Source organism: Alcanivorax jadensis T9, from assembly GCF_000756655.1.
In the GTDB taxonomy this organism is placed as follows: domain Bacteria; phylum Pseudomonadota; class Gammaproteobacteria; order Pseudomonadales; family Alcanivoracaceae; genus Alcanivorax; species Alcanivorax jadensis.
On the sequence record NZ_ARXU01000002.1, the window covers coordinates 268,736 to 287,894 of the forward strand.

Annotated in this window: 20 protein-coding genes and 1 pseudogene; 4 read left to right on the top strand and 17 right to left on the bottom strand. The window is 57.8% G+C overall.

Translation table 11 applies throughout. From position 1 onward, the window contains the following. Window positions 1–105: 105 nt before the first annotated feature. From T9A_RS03675 to pip, 3 genes are all read right to left on the bottom strand, one after another. Window positions 106–588, bottom strand: a complete 483-nt coding sequence (locus T9A_RS03675; protein WP_035245157.1) for a DUF3015 domain-containing protein — start codon at window positions 586–588, stop codon at window positions 106–108. Window positions 589–766: 178 nt separating this feature from the next. After that, window positions 767–1,204, bottom strand: coding sequence for a D-aminoacyl-tRNA deacylase (dtd, locus tag T9A_RS03680; RefSeq protein WP_035245158.1), 438 nt, complete (start codon window positions 1,202–1,204; stop codon window positions 767–769). Beyond that, window positions 1,201–2,124 carry a prolyl aminopeptidase gene (gene pip / locus T9A_RS03685; protein WP_035245161.1) on the bottom strand — a complete coding sequence of 308 codons (924 nt, stop codon included), beginning with the start codon at window positions 2,122–2,124 and terminating at the stop codon, window positions 1,201–1,203. Before pip ends, dtd begins: the two co-directional genes overlap by 4 nt. Between pip and T9A_RS03690 the strand changes: the two genes are divergently transcribed. Beyond that, window positions 2,123–2,590, top strand: a complete 468-nt coding sequence (locus T9A_RS03690; protein ID WP_035245162.1) for a nuclear transport factor 2 family protein — start codon at window positions 2,123–2,125, stop codon at window positions 2,588–2,590. The two genes, pip and T9A_RS03690, sit on opposite strands and share 2 nt — an antisense overlap. A 151-nt stretch (window positions 2,591–2,741) precedes the next feature. On the opposite strand, the gene glnG is transcribed toward T9A_RS03690, so the two are convergent. From glnG to T9A_RS03735, 9 genes and pseudogenes are all read right to left on the bottom strand, one after another. Continuing rightward, a complete protein-coding gene (gene glnG, locus T9A_RS03695; protein ID WP_035245163.1) occupies window positions 2,742–4,175 on the bottom strand; it encodes a nitrogen regulation protein NR(I) in 1,434 nt (477 codons plus the stop codon). Window positions 4,176–4,230: 55 nt separating this feature from the next. Beyond that, window positions 4,231–5,340 carry a nitrogen regulation protein NR(II) gene (glnL, locus tag T9A_RS03700; RefSeq protein WP_035245165.1) on the bottom strand — a complete coding sequence of 370 codons (1,110 nt, stop codon included), beginning with the start codon at window positions 5,338–5,340 and terminating at the stop codon, window positions 4,231–4,233. Between the two features lie 137 nt (window positions 5,341–5,477). After that, window positions 5,478–6,137 carry a hypothetical protein gene (locus T9A_RS03705; RefSeq protein ID WP_035245167.1) on the bottom strand — a complete coding sequence of 220 codons (660 nt, stop codon included), beginning with the start codon at window positions 6,135–6,137 and terminating at the stop codon, window positions 5,478–5,480. Between the two features lie 155 nt (window positions 6,138–6,292). Beyond that, the gene (glnA, locus tag T9A_RS03710) at window positions 6,293–7,699 is read right to left on the bottom strand and encodes a glutamate--ammonia ligase (protein WP_035245168.1); all 1,407 of its coding nucleotides are present in this window, start codon (window positions 7,697–7,699) and stop codon (window positions 6,293–6,295) included. A 229-nt stretch (window positions 7,700–7,928) separates the two neighbouring features. Further along, window positions 7,929–8,180, bottom strand: a complete 252-nt coding sequence (locus T9A_RS03715) for a sulfurtransferase TusA family protein (RefSeq protein WP_035245170.1) — start codon at window positions 8,178–8,180, stop codon at window positions 7,929–7,931. Between the two features lie 150 nt (window positions 8,181–8,330). Then, on the bottom strand, window positions 8,331–9,428 hold the full coding sequence (locus T9A_RS03720; protein ID WP_232221994.1) for a tRNA (5-methylaminomethyl-2-thiouridylate)-methyltransferase: 1,098 nt from the start codon (window positions 9,426–9,428) through the stop codon (window positions 8,331–8,333). A 369-nt stretch (window positions 9,429–9,797) separates the two neighbouring features. Beyond that, on the bottom strand, window positions 9,798–10,802 hold the full coding sequence (locus tag T9A_RS03725) for an alpha-L-glutamate ligase-like protein (RefSeq protein ID WP_035245172.1): 1,005 nt from the start codon (window positions 10,800–10,802) through the stop codon (window positions 9,798–9,800). 1 nt (window position 10,803) lies between these two features. Next, window positions 10,804–12,330 (bottom strand): annotated as a pseudogene (locus T9A_RS03730) (inactive transglutaminase family protein). Between the two features lies 1 nt (window position 12,331). Then, complete coding sequence (locus T9A_RS03735; protein WP_035245174.1) at window positions 12,332–12,925, bottom strand: ATP-dependent zinc protease family protein; 594 nt, start codon at window positions 12,923–12,925, stop codon at window positions 12,332–12,334. Window positions 12,926–13,254: 329 nt separating this feature from the next. Between T9A_RS03735 and typA the strand changes: the two genes are divergently transcribed. After that, window positions 13,255–15,063 carry a translational GTPase TypA gene (gene typA, locus T9A_RS03740; protein ID WP_035245175.1) on the top strand — a complete coding sequence of 603 codons (1,809 nt, stop codon included), beginning with the start codon at window positions 13,255–13,257 and terminating at the stop codon, window positions 15,061–15,063. A gap of 109 nt (window positions 15,064–15,172) precedes the next feature. Here typA and T9A_RS03745 read toward each other — a convergent pair whose 3' ends face one another. Beyond that, on the bottom strand, window positions 15,173–15,493 hold the full coding sequence (locus T9A_RS03745) for a putative signal transducing protein (protein ID WP_035245177.1): 321 nt from the start codon (window positions 15,491–15,493) through the stop codon (window positions 15,173–15,175). Between the two features lie 19 nt (window positions 15,494–15,512). Beyond that, entirely contained in the window at window positions 15,513–15,839 is a 327-nt protein-coding gene (locus T9A_RS03750; protein WP_052042467.1) for a DUF4377 domain-containing protein, read from the bottom strand. Window positions 15,840–16,037: 198 nt separating this feature from the next. Here T9A_RS03750 and trmL point away from each other — a divergent pair, with 198 nt between their 5' ends. Further along, window positions 16,038–16,511 carry a tRNA (uridine(34)/cytosine(34)/5-carboxymethylaminomethyluridine(34)-2'-O)-methyltransferase TrmL gene (gene trmL, locus T9A_RS03755; protein WP_035245179.1) on the top strand — a complete coding sequence of 158 codons (474 nt, stop codon included), beginning with the start codon at window positions 16,038–16,040 and terminating at the stop codon, window positions 16,509–16,511. A 141-nt stretch (window positions 16,512–16,652) separates the two neighbouring features. Here trmL and secB read toward each other — a convergent pair whose 3' ends face one another. From secB to T9A_RS03770, 3 genes are read right to left on the bottom strand one after another with little or no spacing between them, the layout of a single operon-like run. Beyond that, window positions 16,653–17,165 carry a protein-export chaperone SecB gene (gene secB / locus T9A_RS03760; protein WP_408605291.1) on the bottom strand — a complete coding sequence of 171 codons (513 nt, stop codon included), beginning with the start codon at window positions 17,163–17,165 and terminating at the stop codon, window positions 16,653–16,655. Next, window positions 17,140–17,418 carry a glutaredoxin 3 gene (gene grxC, locus T9A_RS03765; RefSeq protein ID WP_035245182.1) on the bottom strand — a complete coding sequence of 93 codons (279 nt, stop codon included), beginning with the start codon at window positions 17,416–17,418 and terminating at the stop codon, window positions 17,140–17,142. The genes secB and grxC overlap by 26 nt, the downstream gene beginning before the upstream one ends. A gap of 13 nt (window positions 17,419–17,431) precedes the next feature. Beyond that, window positions 17,432–17,848 (bottom strand): rhodanese-like domain-containing protein, encoded by a 417-nt coding sequence (locus T9A_RS03770; RefSeq protein WP_035245184.1) that lies wholly within the window; start codon window positions 17,846–17,848, stop codon window positions 17,432–17,434. A 112-nt stretch (window positions 17,849–17,960) separates the two neighbouring features. On the opposite strand from T9A_RS03770, the gene T9A_RS03775 reads away from it, so the two are divergent. Beyond that, window positions 17,961–19,121, top strand: a complete 1,161-nt coding sequence (locus T9A_RS03775) for a murein hydrolase activator EnvC family protein (RefSeq protein ID WP_035245186.1) — start codon at window positions 17,961–17,963, stop codon at window positions 19,119–19,121. Window positions 19,122–19,159: the final 38 nt, after the last annotated feature.

Sequence of the window (19,159 nt, forward strand, 5' to 3'; positions counted from 1 at the left end):
ATCCGTGATTCGGGCGGGGGAAATTCAGACCTGAATCCGTGATTTCAGATCAGACAAACAAAGCCCCGCCGTTGGGCGGGGCTTGTCGGTAAACGTGCTAGCCGTTTACGCCAGGTACTTGGACAGGCTCTGGTCCTGCTTCATTACCTCGGTGATGCTGGCCATGACTTCTTCGGCAGTCACATCCTGGTGCGGGAAGATAACTGCAAAGTTTTCATGCATGGCAGCATTGAAGCGAGCGCGGTCGCCAGCTTCGATGCCCATGGATACGGACAGTGCGGTCAGGGCTTCGCCTTCACCGGTTGCCATATCCTGAGCCACTTCTTCCATCACACCGGTCATACCCAGCAGGCTCTGGCCGCTGTAGGTCAGAGAACCATTGGTATCACAACCGTTGGTGCCGGTAGTCATACCAAAGGTGGCGTTGCCGGAGGTGCCATTCACAATGGTCGCCAGCAGGTGCATGGGCAGACCGGAGTTGCCTTCGAACAACAAGTTGCCCCAACCACAGCCCGGACCACCCGGTGCTACAGCCATGGCAGAAGTAGAAGCGCCAAGCAGAGTGGCAGCGATAAGCGTCTTTTTCATCCTGAGATACCTCCAAGTTTTTATATGTCGTCCCTGGGGATACTTCACAGCACCAGGCTGTATTTCGCAACCCTTTTGCAGCGATGCTGCTCAGTGCTCTCCCCGTCACCCGTAATCAGGTAACAAACTTCATCATAAACAAGGCGAGGACCTTTGCAATACAATTGCAAAACCGGTGTCACGAGCTCAAAAGAAATGTGACGGGTCCATCATTGACGAGTTGAACCTGCATATCGGCACCAAAGACTCCGCTGCGCACCGGAATATTCTGTTTCTCCAGCTCCCGCAGGTAACCCTCGTATAGCTGTTTGCCCTGCTCCGGCTGGGCTGCCTTGCTGAAGCTGGGCCGACGCCCTTTGCGGGTATCTGCCGCCAGAGTGAACTGGGATATAGCAAGAATTGCGCCATGAATATCTCGCACATCCAGGTTCATCTTGTCATCACTGTCGGCAAACACCCGATATCCCACCGTCCTCTCGGCCATACGCGCAATCGTAGCCTCATCGTCGCCGGGCTCAATGCCAACCAGCAACAGCAGACCTTGACCAATGCGCCCCACACAATCACCGGACACCGTCACCGACGCTTCGCTGACACGCTGCAACAACACCTTCAATCGTCAATCCTCTTTTCCAGTCGATTTACCGCATCCATCAGTGCATTGGAAATCGCCGGGTCGGAGGAAGAATGACTGCCCCCTTCCACCCAGTGGAGTCGACTGCCTGGCAATACCTGATGCAGAGCAAGGGCCTGATCCGCCGGGCAGACAAAATCCCGGGTGCCGTGAACCATTTCCACCGGCAGGGTCATGCCGGCACAAGCCTCCAGCAACGGCGCTGTCAGGAAACCATCATGAAGAAAATAATGGGTTTCCTGCATGGCCATGCATAACTCATCGTCACTGGCTTCACCGGACGGTAGCACCGACGTTAACGCCAGCGTGGACTCCCAGTTACACCAGCTGCGGGCATGATAGCGGGCACGATCTCCTTTCAGCCCCTGATGATAGCGCTGCAGCAGGCTCCCCTCGCCAGGCGGGGCCTGCTTCTGTAATGCAGCCCATTCTTCAGGGAACAGCCGCGCCGCACCCTCTGACGTATAAAGCCAGTCACGATCCTGCTGACGACAGAGGAAGACGCCCCGCAGCACCATACCGACGACTCGCTGCGGATGCGCCGCCAGATAGGCCAGAGCCAGAGTGACGCCCCAGGAACCACCAAACACTCGCCATCGCTCCACCCCAAGGGCCTCGCGGAGAGATTCCAGATCAGCAATCAGATGCGAGGTGGTATTGTGGCTGGTAGACGCAAAGGGACGGCTTTGACCACTACCCCGCTGGTCGAAGAGAATAATGCGAAACCGCCGGGGATCGAAAAAGCGGCCCATGAACGGCGAGCAACCGCCACCGGGGCCACCGTGCAACACGATCACTGGCACGCCGTTCGGGTTACCACTTTCTTCCACATAAAGCTGATGCCCCTGACCCACCGGCACCAGAGACTGCCGATAACTGTTCGGCAAGGGAAATAACGCCATGAGAACTGCACTTGTCTGCAGAAAGATTTCAGCATACCTGCTGCTGATTGCCCTGCAACTGTTGATCGCTGGCTGCAACAAAACACCACCGGAGCAAGCCATTCTGGATGCTCTGGAAAAGCTTGAGACAGCCATAGAAGCCGGCGATACCGGCACGGTTATGGATGCCCTCACCGATCCGGCAGAGATTCAGCGTGGCGGCCAGATCCTGCAGCGCGACGAGCTTCGGCGCCTGGTGATGGGCACTTTCCTGCGCTACCCGAAGCGTCAGCTCGCACTCACCCAGATCAACATCGAGCTGGATCCGGTTACCCAGCGCCACGCCCGCGTCACCTTCACCGCCTTCGCCTGGGGCGGGCAAAGCGTGATGCCCGACAACGCCGACAGCTACCGGGTGGTGAGCGACTGGCGCGAGGACGGAGAGTGGAAGATTGAGGGGCTGACGGCGAACGGGCTTAGGGAGTGAATTGATAATTGATAACGACGCGGGTTGGCGTTCTGTTATCTTTGAGTGCAAGAGGCCGCGACTAAACCATTGTCGCGGCCTCTTGCGTTTTAAGCTTTACTATCCCTTCTGGCGAGTTATCAATTATCCATTCTCAATCATCAATTGCCTTTCAATCCTCTTCCCCTGCTGTCAACTCTCCTTCCATATCCAGCTCCTTGATCTTGCGGGTAAGAGTGTTTCGCCCCCAGCCGAGCAGAGCGGCGGCGTCACGTTTGCGGCCGCCGGTGTGCTGCAGGGCCACTTCGATCATGGTGCGCTCAAAGCCGGGAACCGCCTGTTCGAGGATGCTGCGCTCACCCTGTGACAGGGCGCGATCGGCCCAGTTGCGCAGGGACTTGAGCCAGTCGCCGGACACATCAGCCCCCTTGGCGGCACCCGCTTCTTTCAATTCCGGGGGCAAATCATCCACAAGGACTTCGCGACCGGACGCCATTACGGTCAGCCAGCGACAGGTATTTTCCAGCTGCCGCACATTGCCCGGCCACGCCTGGGCAGACAGGTATTTCTCGGTATCCTTGTGCAGAATTTTCGGCTCCACACCCAATTCATGGCCTGCACGCTGGAGAAAATAATTGGCCAGCCGGGGAATGTCTTCGCGGCGCTCGGCCATACGCGGAATATGGATGCGAATCACGTTTAGCCGGTGGAACAAATCCTCCCGGAAGTCCCCTTCCTTCACCAGTTTTTCCAAATCCTGGTGGGTGGCGGCAATAATCCGCACGTCCACATGGATAGGCGTTGTACCTCCGACCCGGTAAAACTCACTTTCCTGCAATACCCGCAACAGACGGGTCTGCGCTTCCAGCGGCATATCACCGATTTCATCGAGAAACAGGGTGCCGCCATTGGCCTGCTCGAAGCGGCCTACACGCTGGTTGTTGGCGCCAGTAAAGGCACCTTTTTCATGGCCAAACAGTTCCGACTCGATCAGATCCTTGGGAATGGCCGCCATGTTCAGGGCAACGAAATTCTTTTCCCGCCGCATGGAATGGCTATGCAGTGCCCGCGCCACCAGCTCTTTACCGGTACCGGACTGGCCATTGATCAATACGGTGACGTTGGAATGGCTGAGCCGACCAATAGCGCGAAACACCTCCTGCATGGCCGGTGCTTCACCGATAATCTCAGTGGACTCTTCCTCCACCGCGGCCGGCTGTTCACCACGGGATTCTTCCCGGTGCTTGATGGCGCGGCGCACCAGCGCTACCGCCTCATCCACATCAAACGGCTTGGGCAGGTACTCAAAGGCCCCGCCCTGGTAGGAGGCCACCGCCGAATCCAGATCGGAATGGGCGGTCATGATGATCACCGGCAGGTCCGGATTCTTGCGCTGCAGGATCTTGAGCATGCGCAGGCCATCAGTACCGGGCATTCGCACGTCACTGATCAGCACCTCCGGCTCCTGCGCTCCCTCTTCCAGGGTATTCAGCGCCTCATCGCCATCTTCGAAACAGGTTACCGCGTATCCTTCCTGGCTCAGTGCCTTTTCCAGCACCCAGCGAATGGAGCGGTCATCGTCGACTACCCATACGGTTACGCTCATGACCGGCCTCTCCCTGGATTTTCACTGTTGTCGTTACTCACGGCTACATAGGCGCTCATGACTGTTCGCTCTCCGTTACTTCCGGCTGCTCCATTGGCAGCAAAATACTGAATACGGTTTTGCCCGGTACGCTTTCGCACTCGATCAGCCCCTGGTGCTGGCTGATGATGGACTGGGCAATGGACAATCCCAGCCCGGTACCACTGGCCCGGCCACTGACCATGGGATAGAACAGGGTCTCCTGCACATCCGGAGCTATGCCCGGGCCGTTGTCGATAATATCCACCCGCAGCACCAGGCGGTGGCGCAGTGAGCCGATGGTGAACTGCCGCAACACCCGTGTGCGCATGATGATGCGGGCATCCTCGGTGTGCGATTCCAACAAGGCCTGGGTGGCGTTGCGGATAATATTGAGCAGCACCTGGATCATCTGATCCCGGTCGGCGATCACATCCGGCAGGCTGATATCGTAATCCCGCCAGATGGACACACCCCTGGGATGTTCCGCCAGCAACAATTGCCGCACATGCTCCAGGCACTCATGGATATTCACCGCCTTGAATTCCGGCGGTTTGCGCGGACCCAGCATACGGTCTGCCACCGTGCGCAACCGGTCCGCCTCATCAATGATGACCTTGGTGTACTCGGTCAGATCCGGGGTCGGCAGGGCTCGCTCCAGCAACTGTGCAGCACCGCGGATGCCGCCCAACGGATTCTTGATCTCGTGTGCCACACCGCGCACCAGCGCCCGGGTGGCCTGATGAGCATGGATCAGCGCCTCTTCCCGGGTAATGCGCAACAGCCGGTCCAGCGGTTGAAGTTCCATCAACAGACACAGCGTCTGCCCCGGCTCATTGATCGGGCTGACTGAGTAATCCACCGTTATTTCATAGCCGGGGGACACTGCCAGGCGGGCTTCCCGACGGGTAAACGGATGCTCGTCCCGAATGCACTGGCGCAGGGCAGCACGGGCTTCCTCATCATCAAAGAAATAGTCCGGTAATGGCTGACCCATGGCACGGCTGGCACTGGTCGCAAGCAGCATTTCCGCCGCCGGATTCAGGTAGCGGACCTGCAGATTGTCATCAAGCATGATCACTGCGGTACGCAGGTGATCGAGTAAACGTTTGTGCAAGGTGACACCACCCATCAACTGTTGGCCCATAACAGGGCATAAGCAATTATCAGGCCACTTGGGCTGGCACCTATAATGCGTACCTAACAGGCACTACAACCCGACAGGACTCAGAGCCTATAATGAGTTTAGGGGATGGCAAGGCAGAATTGCACCAAAGCAGTGCTTTAAGGGCGGGCCGAATAGGGGCGCAGCGGCTGAACAGGGCGCTGCGATGTGCCAGGACGTATGGCGGTATCACCCCCGTTCGAGGGCTGCTGCTGCCGTTTGATATCCCCCACCGTTGTCCTGTGGATATAGATCTCAACAATTTCAGATTCGATCAGGACCTCACCCTCGGCACTCAAAATCCGAGCCTGAATTTGATGCGTGCCTCGCTCTGGCCGATCCAGTGAAGTTCCTTCAAGAACCTGACCATTATGCGTCAACTCCAGCCGATCGCCTGGTTGTAGCTGTGGCTTGATGGCCACTTCAATGGGTATCGACTCCACCGGGTTACGGATGGTCGCACCCGGCTCAGGACTGGAGACCGCCAGACCGGCATACTCCTGCCGGGAAACTACCGGAGGCGCACTTTTCCGTAGCTCGCTGTCCACCGGGCGCACTGTCTTTTTCGCACCCTCCACAGTGTTCACACTACGGATATCAACGGGCTCTGCCCCTGAAGACAAAGGCTTATCCGTGAACTGCACCGAACCGTCCGGCATCGTCTGCTTGTAAATTCTGGATTGCGCGGCGGAAGCGCCCTCTTCGTCGACAATCCCGTCTTCAGCCTGCAACACAACCGTCATAAGCAGCACGGCAATACCCGCTATCAACCTGAGCATCTGGACACCTCCCTCTTTCTTTCGATTCTGAACAGCCTCTGGAAAGATGAAAAGGGCAAAATGCACAAAACACCATATGCATTACCGTCTTTCTTCAGACAAAAAAAGCCCCCGACTAGCGGGGGCCTTCTTTCTGCGAGCTTTCCCAGGGGAAATCAGCAGGAGTAGTACATATCGAACTCGACCGGGTGCGGGGTCATGTTGAGACGTTCAACCTCACCACGCTTCAGGGCGATGTAGCCTTCCAGCATATCCTTGGAGAACACGTCGCCTTCGGTCAGGAAGTCCATATCGGCTTCCAGGCAATCCAGCGCCATGGTCAGGGTATGCGCCACGGTCGGGATGTCCTTGGCTTCTTCTGCCGGCAGATCGTACAGATCCTTATCCATGGCATCGCCAGGGTGCATCTTGTTCTTGATGCCGTCCAGGCCAGCCATCAGCAGAGACGCGAAACACAGGTACGGGTTCGCAGACGGATCAGGGAAACGCGCTTCGATACGACGCGCCTTGGCGCTGTTCACAAACGGAATCCGGATGGAAGCAGAACGGTTACGGGCAGAGTAGGCCAGCATTACCGGGGCTTCGAAGCCGGGCACCAGACGCTTGTAGGCGTTGGTGGACGCATTGGTGAACGCGTTCAGGGCACGGGCGTGCTTGATGATGCCGCCGATGAAGTACAGCGCTTCGTCGGACAGGCCTGCATAGCCGTCACCCGCGAACAGGTTTTTGCCATCTTTACCCAGGGACACGTGAACGTGCATACCGGAACCGTTATCACCGATCAGCGGCTTGGGCATGAAGGTGGCTGTTTTGCCGTAGGCGTGAGCCACGTTGTGTACGCAGTACTTGAGAATCTGTACTTCGTCAGCCTTGGCAGTCAGGGTGTTGGCGCCAACGCCGATTTCACACTGGCCCGCAGTACCCACTTCGTGGTGATGCACTTCGATCTGCAGACCCATCTGCTCCATGGCGGAACACATGGCGCCACGCAGGTCGTGCAGGCTATCTACCGGCGGAACCGGGAAGTAGCCGCCTTTCACGCCCGGACGGTGACCAATGTTGCCACCTTCGAAGTCTTCGTGGGATACCCACGCTGCTTCTTCGGAGTGAATATTGTACATGGAACCCTGCATGTCGGATTTCCACTGCACGGAATCAAATACGAAGAATTCCGGCTCCGGACCGAACAGTGCGGTGTCAGCAATACCGGTAGACTTCAGGTATTCCTCGGCACGACGGGCAACGGAACGCGGATCACGCTCATAACCCTGCATGGTGGACGGCTCGAGGATGTCGCAGCGCAGGTTGACGGTCGCCACATCAGTGAACGGGTCCAGTACGGCAGACTCGTCGTCCGGCATCATCACCATGTCGGACTCGTTGATGCCTTTCCAGCCAGCGATGGAAGAGCCATCGAACATTTTGCCATCCTGGAAGAAATCTTCGTCGATTTCGCCCACGGGGAGGGTTACGTGCTGCTCCTTACCACGGCTATCGGTGAAGCGCAGGTCCACCCATTTCACATCATTTTCTTTAATCAGCTTGAGGGTCTTTTCAGACATTGTCGTGCGTCCTCCTAAGGAACAGCGGGTTTGTCTCTGGCTCATGGCCCCGCCCCGCATCAGGGCAGAACAGAGAGCCGGTATTCTCGGCCACCAGGCCTGCTTTGCCAATAGGGAGGCAAGTTCCATGCCAGCCCTTTTTTAGCGCATTTGACGCTAAAATACAGAATCAGGGGAAAGATAACACCTCATAGTGCATTATTGTGGTGCGCCGCACCATTTTATGGCACTAAAATAGTGCACCATTGTCTTCGCCGACCCGCAGGACCACAAACACCTCGTTGCCCGCCTCGCCGGTTTCCAGCACCTGATGCCCGTTGATACGGCACCAGGCAGGGATATCGCTTAGCGCTCCGGGGTCCGTGCATACCACACGCAGGCAATCGCCGGTGGCCAGAGTGCGCACCTTATTCTGCGTCTTGATCACCGGCATGGGGCACAACATGCGGCGCACATCCAGTTCATGAACAGCTTCGGTCATCAGGGATCCCTGGGTTCTAGCTTCTAGCTTCTAGCTTCTAGCTTCTAGCTTCTAGCTTCTAGCTTCTAAAGAGGGTGCCGCGCCCCAAACGAAGCACAACCCCAGCAGCACTTTTTTGTTTTCCTCGCAGCCAACAGCTCATAGCTGCCTTTACCCCACATTCCAGGCCAACGGCACTGCATCCGGGTGAAATGGCTCTACAGTGACCTGGCGCGCCACACCATCCGGGCTGCGCACTTCCAGGGTAACCTCATCCGACGAACGCCCCTTGGAATAACGGGCCACGATCGCCGCCGCCTGCTGCATTTCCTCATCATTCTGGAAATTGCCATCCACCAAGGCCAAAGGCCCCGGGCAGCTCACTGTGGTAATGCTGGTAAACTGGTAGCGATACCCCTCCAGGAAACGGTTCTCGCCTTCCTCCCGGCTGATGATCAGCTTTAAATGGGGCTGCGGACGTATATGACGCCCCACCTTTAACAGCATGATGTCATCAAGCTCGTAGCGACGCTCGTTGCGGGCCTTCCACAGATCCGCCAACTTGTTGGAATAGGATTCGTCGGTAAGAAAGCAGCAACCACCGGCAGGCTGGGCAAAGTCATCCAGCCCGAACTTCTTGGCCAGGGCCATTTGCGGCTTACGGCTGCGGCCGGAAAAATCGTGCAGGGATTCCCGGTCTACCCAGCCCTCACGTTCGGGCAGGGTAGCTGGCAAGTTCTTCGCGCATAGCGGCCGCAGCAGACGCTCGTCCGCGCCGGATTCCGCGCTGATAATCGGCATGGTTGCCTTGCGCTGGCTTTTCGGACGCTGGCCGATCACCTCGCCAGTGACGATAAAATCAAAACCCCTATCGCCGGCCAACTCCCGGGCCTTGTTGATCATCAGGGTGGCCTGGTTAACCATGAAAATCTTGCAGTCCAGACAAGGGTTGAGGTTGGCCCCGTAGCCATGTCTGGGGTTGAGCACCACATCTTTGTACTCCTCGGAGATATCAATGATGTGCATCTTGATGCCCAGCTGTTCGGCCACCCACAGGGCGTTATTACGCTTTTCCTTGTCCTTGTCCTTCTTGCGGATGGCATGGGTATGGCCTTCCACACAGAAACCGGTGAAGAAATTGACGCCCTCCACCTCAATCCCCTGCTCCTGCATCACCTTCACTGCCAGCATGGAATCCAGCCCGCCGGACACCAGTGCGATAGCACGGCGCTTAATCGGTTGGGTTGACTCAGTTACAGAAGACATCATGTGAAAAAACCTGCTGCCTTGATCGGCGCTCAAAAAATGGGCGGCGCAGTATAGCAATCACGCGCTCCTGACGCACCCTTCACCCCGGCCTGGCTGTCACCTGAAGGGCACGCAGGGCTCCTCAAGACAGGCAGCGTCCGTGCATAATCGGGGAATCAAAATGCCAAAACCTGGCCGGAGGGCACAGCACCAATCACTGATCCAAGCCCCGCTACAACTAATTTGAGCAGTGGCCTGAGCCTTTGAATTGAACCGGGTCTTTCCGCACAACCCCACGGTCAACGGCAGCTACCGCCTCTACTGTGTGCGAGGAATCCCGAAGACCTGCTGATCTTCAGCTATGGGAGGGAGATCAGCGCGCTCAGAGAATCAAGGCGTAACGGCGGAATCAGGTTCGCTAACCGGCACCGGTCCGGCCACGGCGAAATGCTTTTTGGAGAACGCGATACGTTCCGCCACCGGGCGACGGATATTGCCGAGGCTGTCCAGGTGGTCCTCAATAATACTGCAGCGACGCAGCAGACCATCATCCATGGCGATCTGGATGTTCAACCCTGGTCGGGCATTCAGCTCCAACATCATCGGCCCGAATTCCCGGTCCATCACCAGATCCACCCCCAGATAGCCCAGGCCGGTCAGATCATAACAACGGGCGGCCAGCTCCAGACACTCTTCCCAGTCCGGCACGGTCAGGCCGGCCACCGCATTGGCGGTGTCTGGATGGCGCTCGATTCTCTGGTTGTGCCAGGTGCCACCCAGAGTCACGCCGCTGGACAGGTCCAGACCCACACCAATAGCACCCTGATGCAGGTTGGCCTTGCCCTGGGATTGGCGGGTAGGCAGACGCAGCATGGCCGCCACCGGGTAACCCTGCAGCACGATGATGCGAATATCCGGCACCCCCTCGAAACTGATGCGATTGAACAGCTCGGTGGACCGCACCCGGTATTCAATCAGGGCCTGATCACGGTGGCCGCCCAGGGAATAAATACCGGAGATAATCCCGGAAATATGATGTTCCAGCTCCTCGGTAGTCACGATGCGCCCGGAGGCGGAACGGAAATAGTCCTCGAAGCGATCGGCAATCACCATGATACCGTCACCGCCCGCACCCTGAGCCGGCTTGATGACGAAATCCCGATGGGTTTCCACCACCCGGTGCAGGGTGCTGATTCCCTGTTCGGTGGCGATGGCACCGTACAGCTCCGGCACCCGAATGCCCGCATCCAGCGCCATCTGCTTGGTCTGCAGCTTGTCGTCCACCAGCGGATACAGACTGCGCTTGTTATAGCGGAGGATGTAATCACCGTTGCGCTGGTTAATACCCATTACGCCACGGGCACGCAGGGCCTTGCGGGTCTTGGACCAGAACATGTCAGCGCTCCACCATCGCCCGGAAGCGCATCAATTCAGTGAGGCGGTAGCCACGGTAATGCCCCATCAACACCATCACTGCGGACATGCACAACAGCACACCCGGGAAGGTAAAGACGAAATAGACCAGCGGCGGCCATACCATAAGCAAATGACACAACACCGCAGCCACCAGGGTACCCAGCGCCACTTTCAGGGACTGGGTTCCACCGCGCTCTTCCCAGACAATGGAAACCCGCTCGATCACCATGGTCAGAATCACCATGGGGAACAGTGCCACCGACAACCCTGATGACACACCCAACTTATAGCCAAACAGACTGATGACTGCCATCAGGATTACCACAAAGGTGAGCACAATGGACAGCCGCGCCAACAGCTGCAGTTTCAAATGCTCAAGATAGGAGCGCACCGACAGGCCAATAGCGGTGATGAAGGTAAACAGCAGCACCCCCCAGATCACCTAGGTTTCCCGGAACGCCAGGGCAATCAACACTGGCGTAAAAGTGCCCAGAGTTTCCATACCCACCAGGGAACGGATCAGCAGGACCAGCAGTACGCCCACCGGGATCATCATCAGAATGCGGAATAGCTGCTGAGAGGGCAGCGGCAACTCGTACAGGGAGAAATCGATAAAGCTGCTGGCATCCTGCAGCCGCAGGGACCGAGCCAGTTGCAGGGCACTCATTTCATTACGGTGCACGCTCAGTGTCATATTCGCCGAGCGCCCGCCTTCGACATTCAGCAACGACTCACTGCCGCTCCACCATACCACTCGGTCATCCGGCAAACCCTGCTGGCCATCCAGCGGGTTGAAGTACAGCCAGCGCTTTCCGTTATAGGTCCGCAACCACAGTTCGGGCTGCTGTTCCTGACTTTCCACCAGTCGCAGGGTATGCACCGGCTGAGCAGGAATATGGGACATGGCAAGCAGCAGATCCACTACCTGGGCTCGGTTTTCCGGACTCACATCACCGCCGAGCAACAACTGGACGTTGTCGTTTTCCAGTTCATTCACCCGCTTGATGGTTTCGCCAATGAAGGTTTCCACATCGGCGGAATGCTGACGGATCGGCTGCAACAGCGCTTCGGCCGCCAACTTTTCCGCTCCGTCCAGCACCGGGGCCGGCCGGAACTGGGGGCCCGGCTCATTCTCGCGGGTTTCCGCAAAACGGGGGGTAAGCATCAGCCGATAGTAAAGATACTGATTACCCTCGGCACGACGGGCGGACCAGGTGACCTGTCGGTTGCCCTTCTCCACATTGACGTTTACGCCATAGTTATTGGAGATAAAGCTTTCGTTGAGGGTGGTGTAACCGGCCCCCTGTGGCGGCACGAACATGCGCACCTTGATCGGTTTGTTGGCCCTGGCAGTAAAGCTGACCTGGGCATCGACCACCCACACCGGGTCCTTCTCATCCTGAGTCAGCGGCACCTTCTGCACTAGCAACTGGTAAGCGATACTGCCGCCACCCAGCAGCAAGAGAAACACGGCCAAAATCCGTGCCTGTAGTTTGACAGACCCCATGTTAATGCGCCCCGGCAGCCTCCATCATCAGTTCATCCTCCTGATCCTCCCGGCAGCGTGGCGCGCCCACAGACATGGACAACGACGGGTCTACCAGGGCTCCCAGGCCCATCAGGGCATCCGCACCGACCAGAAGCGGGTAACGAAACTCGCTCCGGTCTGTCAGATTGACATCTATTTTCTGCTCACGATCGCCCATGCATATCGTCAACGTCACCATTGGCCGGCGGCTGAAATCCCGCTCGCCGTCCTGAACACTCTCTGCCCGGCGCTTTATCCGCACATGCCCGGCCAGTGGCAATTCCACGTCATCCCACTGATTCTGCTGGATGCCCCACTCTTCACGGTCATCCCTGTCGATGGCTATATCAAACTCAACCATTTTCACCCCGTCACGCTCAAAGGTCTTTATGTAACGGGCACTCAGGGAGGCGGAGTCCGCCCCGGTGTCCAGCTTGGCCGGCACCGTAATACCCAGTTCACCGACATGCACGCTTTCGTGCAGACCATAGATTCTCTTGTTGACTGGTGGCACCTCAGACAGGGCCACGGCAGGCACCAGCGCCCCTATCAGCACCAAGGGGATTCGCATCATAACAACCTGATTATAAAAGCGTTATTGCCGAATTTTCGGCACCGACAACGGAGAAAGACGGTGAGTCTGACCCTTCTCCGGGGAAATGGTTGCGCCATTCTAGGCGATCCGCAGCCCACTCGCAGGAACAACCGTAAATTTTTGAATCTTTTCACATTCGCAAATGTTACGCGAAAGCCTGACCGACGGGCTATCACCTGCGCCCAGCGCTGGTATAATGCGCGCCCCCGCGGGATGCCAGACCCTTTTCAACGCCCACTACGTGGCTGCGTACAGGTCGAGATCAGGCACGAGCGTCATCCCGCCCATTTCTTAACGGAGCTACATCTGTGATTGAACGTCTGCGCAATATCGCCATCATCGCCCACGTTGACCACGGCAAGACCACCCTGGTGGACAAGCTGTTGCAACAATCCGGCACCCTGGGAGATCGCGCTGGCGATATTGAGCGGGTAATGGACTCTAACGATCTGGAGAAGGAACGGGGCATCACCATCCTCTCCAAGAACACTGCCATCCAGTGGAATGAATACCGCATCAACATCGTCGACACCCCCGGCCACGCCGATTTCGGTGGCGAGGTAGAGCGGGTCATGTCCATGGTGGATTGCGTATTGCTGCTGGTAGACGCGGTGGATGGCCCCATGCCGCAAACCCGCTTCGTAACCCAGAAAGCCTTTGCCGCCGGCCTCAAGCCAATCGTGGTAATCAACAAAATCGACCGCCCGGGCGCGCGACCGGACTGGGTCATGGATCAGGTATTCGACCTGTTCGATAACCTTGGCGCCACCGACGAGCAACTGGATTTCCCGGTCATTTACGCGTCAGCCCTGAACGGCATTGCCGGTCTGGAAGCAGACAACATGGCCGACGACATGACCCCGCTGCTGCAGACCATCGTAGACAAGGTGGACTACCCGAACGTGGACGCGGACGGTCCGTTCCAGATGCAGATTTCCTCCCTGGACTACAACAGCTACCTGGGCATCGTCGGCATTGGCCGGGTCAAGCGCGGCAACATCAAGGCCAACAGCCCGGTGAAAGTAATCGGCGCCGATGGCAATGTCCGCAATGGCAAGATCCTCACCATCATGGGCTATCACGGTCTGGAGCGTGTTGACGCCCCCACTGCCTCTGCCGGCGAAATCGTCTGCATCACCGGCCTCGACCCGCTGAACATTTCCGACACCCTGTGTGATCCGGCCAGCGTGGAAGCGTTGCCGCCGTTGAGCGTGGACGAGCCCACCGTGAGCATGTTCTTCCACGTGAACACCTCGCCGTTCGCCGGCCAGGATGGCAAATTCGTCACCAGCCGCCAGATCCGCGAACGCCTGGAAGCGGAGCTCAAGCACAACGTGGCCCTGCGCGTGGAAGAAACCGGCAGCGCCGACCAGTTCCGCGTCTCCGGCCGTGGAGAGCTGCACCTGTCCGTGTTGATCGAGAACATGCGTCGCGAAGGCTTCGAGCTGGCCGTTGGCCGCCCGCAGGTGATCATCCGTGAAGAGGATGGCGTCAAGCAGGAGCCCTACGAAACCGTGATCGCCGATGTGGAAGAGCAACACCAGGGTGCCATCATGGAGCATCTGGGTCTGCGTCGTGCGGAAATGACCAACATGGAGCCGGACGGCAAGGGCCGGGTACGCCTCGAGTTCCTGGTGCCCAGCCGTGGTCTGATCGGCTTCCGTAGCCAGTTCCTGACCCTCACCTCCGGCACCGGCATCCTCAACAGCACCTTCAGCCACTACGGCGAATACAAGGCCGGCGACATGGCCAAGCGCATCAACGGTGTGCTGGTGTCCATGGTCAAGGGCAAGGTGCTGGGCTTCGCCCTGTTCAACCTGCAGGAGCGTGGCCGGATGCTGATCGATCCGAACGTGGATGTGTACGAAGGCCAGATCATCGGCATCCACAGCCGCGGCAACGACCTGGTGGTCAACCCCACCAAGGGCAAACAGCTCACCAACATGCGCGCCTCCGGCACCGATGAAAACATCGTCCTGACTCCGCCGATTCGTTTCAGCCTGGAGCAGGCACTGGACTTCATCGAAGATGACGAGCTGGTGGAAGTGACCCCGAACTGTCTGCGTATCCGCAAGAAGCTGCTTACCGAAACCGAGCGCAAGCGCGCCGGAAGGTAAACGCAACAATGGTCGCGGGGAGGAATGCGCAAAGCGAACTCCTCCCGCTACGCCAACGTTTGACACAAAAAAGCCGGGCGATGCCCGGCTTTTTTGTGTCCAAGCTTTTTCAACGCAGCAACATCAACATCACCACAGCGCCGATCACCATTCCCAGCAACAACCCCTGGGTGAAAGAGCGCTGCGCCTCAGGGCGAGCCGCTTGCACGGTGTCTGCAGGCTGACTCGTCTCAAACTCGGCGATCACCTCACGAGCTCTCGACTCATCGCTTTCCGCCACCCACACCGACGCCAGGCCCGCCGCAGGCAGCTCTCCTACGGCTCCCTGCAACATGTCGCCCTGAACCTGCGCCATGATACCCACCTGATCCAGCAGGTCCGCCAGCATATGCGCTTCAATACCGTCGCGGGCATGGAAAACACGCTTCACGGCAGTGTCCTCTCATTCATCAGGGGTTGACCGCTTCCTTGCTCACCACCTCCAGCAGGGTGTAACGCAAGCTGCTGCCGTCTGCTGGCGGTGACGCCACTTCCTCTATTTTTACTCGCAGCGTATAGCGGTGACCGGGCTCGAACTCGAAACCATCGATATGATTATAGAAAAGCTGAAAGTTGGCTTCGTCATCACTGCGCACCCTCAGACAATCCATTGGCCCCGCACCGATACAGGCAGAAGAATAAGGAGCAACATGCAGAATATCGCCGGGCTTGTCTTCTTGTTCACCACAAGCAACCAGTAAAAACAGCGCCGCAAACAGCGTGTGTTTCAGTATCATGGTACCAGCCTTGTTATTTTTTCCCTCACAGGTAACAAGCAGTACCATGCGCGGCCCACCAAGGCAAAACATAAGAGCAGTGCTTCGCCGCAACACGAACGGGCGATTACCCTTGTTAAGGCAGAATGACTACACTGCGCAGTCGCAATAAGAGCCCGGCGACAGAATTCGCTGCGCCCAGACTTGAAACAGGTTCCCATGCTCCATATCGCACTGTTCGAACCGGAAATCCCCCCCAACACCGGTAACATCATCCGCCTGGCCGCCAACACCGGGGCCCACCTGCACCTGATAGAGCCACTGGGCTTTTCCCTGGAGGAAAAGAAACTGCGCCGCGCCGGGCTGGACTACAATGAACTGGCCCACCTCACCGTGCATGCGGATTTTGTCGCTTTTCTGGACGCAATGGAGGGTAAACGCCTGTTTGCCCTGACCACCCGGGCCAGCCAGCCACACAGTGATGCGGTGTTCGCAGACGAGGATGTGCTGCTGTTCGGTCCGGAAACCCGCGGCCTGCCCACCGACATTCTCGACAGCCTGCCACCCACCCAAAAACTGCGCCTGCCCATGGTGGCGAACAGCCGCAGCCTCAATCTTGCCAATGCGGTGTCGGTGACGCTGTATGAGGCATGGCGGCAGCTGGACTACATAGGGGCAATTGAGAATGGATAATTGATAACTCGCGGGAACGGACATCAAGTCCTGAAACGCAAGAGGCCGCGTCCAAGCGTTTGGACGCGGCCTCTTGCATTTAAAGACAATAGCAACGTCAATCCGTGGCGTTATCAATTATCCATTTTCAATTATCAATTCTTACTGAACCGTCTCACCCTCAGCTTCAGCCTGCGCTTTCGCCTGCTGCTGGCGTTGCTGCTGGTACAGGGCATCGAAGTTGATCGGCTGCAGGACCATTTGCGGGAAGGAGCCCTTGGCGACCAGGTCCGAGACCACTTCGCGCACATAAGGGAACAGCAGGTTCGGGCAGTAGGCACCGAGCAACTGGGCACGCTCTTCGCCCTCCACACCCTTCACGGTGAAGATACCGGCCTGCTTCACTTCTGCCAGATAGAAGGTTTTCTCTTCCTTCTCGTCCTTAGCGGTGACCGTGACAGTCAACTCCACTTCAAATTCATCGGTCTCGCCAATGCGGCGGGCGCCGTTATTGAGCTGTACATTAACCTTGGGCTTCCACTCTTCCAGGAACACTTCCGGCGCCCCCGGGCACTCGAAAGAGGCATCTTTCAGATAAATACGCTGCAGCTGGAAAACCTGTTGTTGTTCGGCCATGGTTTTTCTCCTGTTACTTTGTTCCCGACTCCCCCGAATTGGCGCCGAGCAGCGAATCCAGCTCCCCTGCGCGCTCCAGAGCATAAAGTTCATCACAACCGCCGATGGGGCGATCATCAATAAAGATCTGTGGCACCGTACGAGCCCCGCCACGCTGCATCATCACCGCACGTTGATCAGGCTCTCGATCCACATCCGTATCGTGGTACGGAATGTTTTTGCTGTTCAGCAACTGCTTGGCGCGAACGCAAAAAGGGCACCAACCTGTGGTATAAAGCTCCACTTTGGCCATATTCACCTCCCGCCTAGTCTTTAACCACAGGCAGGGAAGCCCCGCGCCAGGCGTTGAGACCGCCCTGGATGCGATACAGCTCGTCAAAGCCCTTACCACGCAGCTGACGACCGAGATGTGAGGCCTTGGCGCCCATATCACAAGTCAGAATAATGGGTTTGTCCTTGTATTTTTCCAGTTCTGCAATACGCTCAAGGGCCTGGCTGGCAGGGATATTGATGCTGCCGGCAATATGTCCGGCACGAAACTCATCGCTATCGCGCAGGTCAACAATCACCGCATCCTTCTGGTTGACCAGATTGGTGGCCAGCTGAGGACTCAGAGCCTTGCCGCCACGGCGGGACTCAAGCACAAAGAAAACGGCCCACAGCAGAAAAAAGGCGGACACCAGAAGGTAATGGTTACTGGCAAATTCAAGCAATTGGCTCATTGGAACCCCGAATCAGTGGCAATGGCCGACGCTGTGCAGATAATTGGACAGCCCCGCGCCGATGGAAAATCGGCGCCAAGTATACACACCCGCAAGGGGGTAAGGTAAAACCATGCGCCCCGGATTACTGCTGCTATTGCTCCTGCCCACCCTGGCCTGGGGCGAAAACACACCGTCAAAGGCCCAACTGGCGCAGCTCAAGGACCGCATCAGCGAGCTCAGTGCCGCCCAGAACCGGGAACTGCGCAAGCGGGATTCAGTTCAGGCGGATCTGCGCGAAGCCGAGCTTCGCATCAGTCGCCTGTCCCGTGAACAACGCAATCTGGAACAACAGGCCGGCGAGGCCCGCCAGCGACTGGCCAAACTGGAAAAGGAACAGGCTCAGCTGGCCCGGGAAAAGCAGACCCAGCTCAACTGGCTGGCCAAAACCGTCCGCGCCAGTTATCAGGCCGGCCGCCAGGAACGCATCAAACTGCTGCTGAACCAGGAGCAACCGGACCAGATTGCCCGCCTGCTGCGCTACCAGGAATACTACCAGCGTGCTCGCAGTGATCGCTTGCAACAGGTGAATGGTGAGCTTGATGAACTGATGGCTGTCAGCCTGCGCGTGGAGCAGGCACGCCAGGCCCTGCTCGACAAGCGCAGCGACGTACAGCGCCATGCCGATAAATTGCAGGGGGCCCAGAAAAGCCGCCAGCAGACCCTGGCCAGCCTGAACCGCTCCCTGGATGACCGCAGCTCCAGCCTCAACCAGCTCAAGCAAGACCAACAGCAGCTGGAAAAATTGCTGGCAGACATGCAGCGCAGTCTCGACGATATCCCCGCCGACCTGGGCGGAAAACCCTTCGGCAAGCTGGCCGGCAAACTGCCATGGCCTCTGGATGGAAATATCGGCACCAGCTACAACAGTGCCCGCGAAGGGGCACTACGCTGGCAGGGAGTCATCCTGAATGCGTCTGCCGGCACACCGGTGCGGTCGGTGTACGCCGGCCGCGTCGTGTTTGCAGACTGGCTGCGCGGCTACGGCCTGCTCACCATTGTCGATCACGGCAACGGCTACCTGACCCTGTATGGTTATAACCAGAGCCTGTTGCGGGAAGTGGGCGAGTGGGTATCAGCCGGTGACAGCCTGGCGCTGGCCGGCAATTCCGGCGGCAATCGTGCCAGTGGTCTGTACTTCGAGATACGCCATCGCGGCAAGGCAGTGAACCCCACACGCTGGTGTAATCGCCGTGTTACACTGCCGCCACTGGCCCAAAACACAAATGATTGAAGCACGCGCATTGATCTCGCGTGCCTGCCGGGGATACT

Bases quoted from the DNA above. Each gene is read 5' to 3' on its own strand.
- T9A_RS03690 (WP_035245162.1), top strand. From the start codon at position 2,123: ATGAGAACTGCACTTGTCTGCAGAAAGATTTCAGCATACCTGCTGCTG.
- grxC (WP_035245182.1), bottom strand. From the start codon at position 17,418: ATGGCCAAAGTGGAGCTTTATACCACAGGTTGGTGCCCTTTTTGCGTT.
- glnL (WP_035245165.1), bottom strand. From the start codon at position 5,340: ATGGGCCAACAGTTGATGGGTGGTGTCACCTTGCACAAACGTTTACTC.
- T9A_RS03735 (WP_035245174.1), bottom strand. From the start codon at position 12,925: ATGATGCGAATCCCCTTGGTGCTGATAGGGGCGCTGGTGCCTGCCGTG.
- T9A_RS03775 (WP_035245186.1), top strand. From the start codon at position 17,961: ATGCGCCCCGGATTACTGCTGCTATTGCTCCTGCCCACCCTGGCCTGG.
- T9A_RS03770 (WP_035245184.1), bottom strand. From the start codon at position 17,848: ATGAGCCAATTGCTTGAATTTGCCAGTAACCATTACCTTCTGGTGTCC.
- pip (WP_035245161.1), bottom strand. From the start codon at position 2,124: ATGGCGTTATTTCCCTTGCCGAACAGTTATCGGCAGTCTCTGGTGCCG.
- T9A_RS03750 (WP_052042467.1), bottom strand. From the start codon at position 15,839: ATGATACTGAAACACACGCTGTTTGCGGCGCTGTTTTTACTGGTTGCT.
- T9A_RS03720 (WP_232221994.1), bottom strand. From the start codon at position 9,428: ATGATGTCTTCTGTAACTGAGTCAACCCAACCGATTAAGCGCCGTGCT.
- T9A_RS03715 (WP_035245170.1), bottom strand. From the start codon at position 8,180: ATGACCGAAGCTGTTCATGAACTGGATGTGCGCCGCATGTTGTGCCCC.
- glnG (WP_035245163.1), bottom strand. From the start codon at position 4,175: ATGAGCGTAACCGTATGGGTAGTCGACGATGACCGCTCCATTCGCTGG.
- T9A_RS03725 (WP_035245172.1), bottom strand. From the start codon at position 10,802: ATGTTCTGGTCCAAGACCCGCAAGGCCCTGCGTGCCCGTGGCGTAATG.
- T9A_RS03705 (WP_035245167.1), bottom strand. From the start codon at position 6,137: ATGCTCAGGTTGATAGCGGGTATTGCCGTGCTGCTTATGACGGTTGTG.
- glnA (WP_035245168.1), bottom strand. From the start codon at position 7,699: ATGTCTGAAAAGACCCTCAAGCTGATTAAAGAAAATGATGTGAAATGG.
- trmL (WP_035245179.1), top strand. From the start codon at position 16,038: ATGCTCCATATCGCACTGTTCGAACCGGAAATCCCCCCCAACACCGGT.
- T9A_RS03675 (WP_035245157.1), bottom strand. From the start codon at position 588: ATGAAAAAGACGCTTATCGCTGCCACTCTGCTTGGCGCTTCTACTTCT.